Source organism: Roseibium sp. RKSG952, assembly GCF_009711355.1.
Genome location: NZ_SMMF01000615.1, coordinates 1 through 2,556 on the forward strand (window position 1 = coordinate 1; position 2,556 = coordinate 2,556).

Below are 2,556 nucleotides of genomic sequence, written 5' to 3' on the forward strand. Positions count from 1 at the left end.
TTGCACTTCGCGGCTGAATCCACCCACCGGCACTCCGATCCCGCATAAAGCCGTTGGCTTTTGCGGGACGACACAGAAGAGGCAACAGGCAAGGGTCTCTTGCCGCATGGCAAGATTCTTGCCCCTTTCTGACTTATCCGGCGACTTTCGAGAAATCCGCAACCACATGGGTCGCATCGCGGATTTCGGACAGGAGCTGCAGGCGGTTGCGCCGCAAGGCCGGGTCTTCGGCGTTTACCAGAATGTCCTCGAAGAACCGGTCGACCGGAGCCCGGAGCCGTGACAAGGCCGTCATGGCGCTTTCGAAGTCTTCCGCCTTCACAGCCTCTTCCGCCTCGGACCGCGCGCCGCCGATGGCGGCTGCCAGATCGATTTCGGCCTGTTCCTGCAGATGGTCCGCATGCGGACGGCCTTGTACGGGCGCACCGTCCTTTTTCTCTTCGGCGCGCAGAATATTAACCGCCCGCTTGTAACCGGCGAGCAGGTTTGCCCCGTCATCCGAGGAAACAAGCGCGCCCAGCGCCTCGACCCGCTTCACCACCATCAGAAGGTCGTCCTGCCCTTCAAGCGCGAAGACCGCGTCGATCAGGTCATGGCGCGCGCCCTCGTCCTTGAGGTGCACTTTCAAACGGTCGGCAAAGAAGGACAGAAGGTCCGAGATCACGGCAGCCTTGTCGATCCCCTGCGGGGCCAGCAAATCAAGAGCATCCGACAGGAGATCAGCCAGCTTCAGACGCAGGTTGTTGTCCAGAACAATCCGGATCACCCCAAGGGCCGCGCGGCGCAGGGCGAACGGGTCCTTGGAACCGGTCGGCTTTTCGTCAATTGCCCAAAAACCGGCGAGAAGATCCAGCTTGTCGGCCAGCGCCACGGCAATGGCAACCGGATCGGCGGGCACGTTGTCGCTCGGCCCCTGCGGCTTGTAGTGTTCTTCGATGGCCGTTGCCACCGATGCATCTTCGCCCTGCGCGGCCGCATAGTAGCGGCCCATCAGGCCCTGAAGCTCGGGGAACTCGAACACCATCTGCGAGACCAGATCGGCCTTTGCAAGTTCAGCCGCGCGCCCGGCCTTTGCCGTGTCGGCGCCCACCAGCGGTGCGATCCGGGCGGCAAGCGCGGTCAGGCGTTCCACCCGCTCGCCGACGCTGCCAAGCTTTTCATGGAACTTGACGCTGTCGAGCCTGGGAAGATTTTTGGACAAATCGGTCTTGAGATCGGTGTCCCAGAAGAAGCGCGCATCGGACAGGCGGGCCCGGATCACCTTCTCGTTTCCGGCAACCACAGCCTTGCCGCCGTCTGCGGCTTCGATGTTCGACACCAGCACAAACCGGTTGGCCAGCCGTCCGGTCTTCGGGTCCTTGAGCACGAAACACTTCTGGTTGGCGCGGATCGTCAGGCGGATACACTCGTCCGGGATCTCCAGAAAGTCCTCATCGAACGTGCCGGTCAGAACCACCGGCCATTCGACCAGACCGGCAACCTCTTCCAGAAGACCCGGATCCTCGACCAGTTCCAGCCCCAGTGCAAGCGCCCGGTCCTTGGCATCGGCAAGGATCATCTCCTTCCGGCGGTCCGCATCCAGCACGACCTTGTGCTTTTCAAGTTTGGACGCGTAGTCCTCCAGACGGCGCACCTCGAAGGCTTCATCCGCCAGGAACCGGTGCCCGCGCGTGGTCTGCCCGGAGCGGATGCCGTCGACCTCGAAAGGCACCACATCCGGCTCCTCGGTTTCCGGCCCGAAGGTCGCAACGATCGAATGCAGCGGACGGACCCACCGCGTGGCGGAGCTGCCCCAGCGCATGGATTTCGGCCATGGAAAGCCCTTGACGATCCCCGGCATCACATCGGCTATGATGTCGATGGCAGAACGCCCCGGCTTTTCGATCACGGCGACATAGAAATCGCCTTTCTTCGGATCGGTCCGGACCGTTGCCTGATCAATCGACGCCAGCCCGGCCCCCCGCAAAAACCCCTGAACGGCCTTCTCGGGCGCATCGACACGCGGCCCCTTCCGCTCTTCCCGGGTCGCGGCAGATCCGGCCGGAACACCAGCGACATGCAGCGCGAGACGGCGCGGCGTTGCAAACGCATGGGCGCCCTCATAGTGCAGACCCGCATCGACCAGAGCGTTGGTAACAAGTGACTTCAGATCTTCAGCGGCCTTGCGCTGCATGCGCGCAGGAATTTCCTCGCTGAAGAGTTCAAGCAGAAGATCGGGCATTGGTCGTTTGAGCCTTTGGTCTTGGGGAATGCACCACCGGAATTACGTCGGCGTCGGTTACCAAGTCATCGGTGACTTGTCACCCCCCTTGACACCTGACGGCCAGTGATCAGCAGTCCGGAGACACGCTTTGACATGACAGGCGTCCGGAGTGCGAACATCAAAAAACCGGGCCACGGCTGCACCCCGGTCAATGTGAGAAACCTCTGCATAGTACTGGCCTGCTCAGCTGAACGCGCCAATTCTGGCCGTTATCATCTGTTCGGGACAGAGGTGAGGAGTTCACGGAACGCCTTTAAATGCGATTTCCGCCTTGAAAGGCTTCCTGGCCAGCT

The 2,556-nt window shown here is 61.8% G+C and carries 1 protein-coding gene; it reads right to left on the reverse strand.

From position 1 onward, the window contains the following. Positions 1-133 precede the first annotated feature (133 nt). Positions 134-2,221: a glycine--tRNA ligase subunit beta gene (gene glyS / locus E1297_RS02815; protein ID WP_155133641.1), complete on the reverse strand. Its 2,088-nt coding sequence runs from the start codon at positions 2,219-2,221 to the stop codon at positions 134-136. Positions 2,222-2,556: the final 335 nt, after the last annotated feature.

What these genes read in the sequence shown, in the direction of transcription:
- glyS (WP_155133641.1), bottom strand. Translation starts at nt 2,221, where the DNA reads ATGCCCGATCTTCTGCTTGAACTCTTCAGCGAGGAAATTCCTGCGCGC.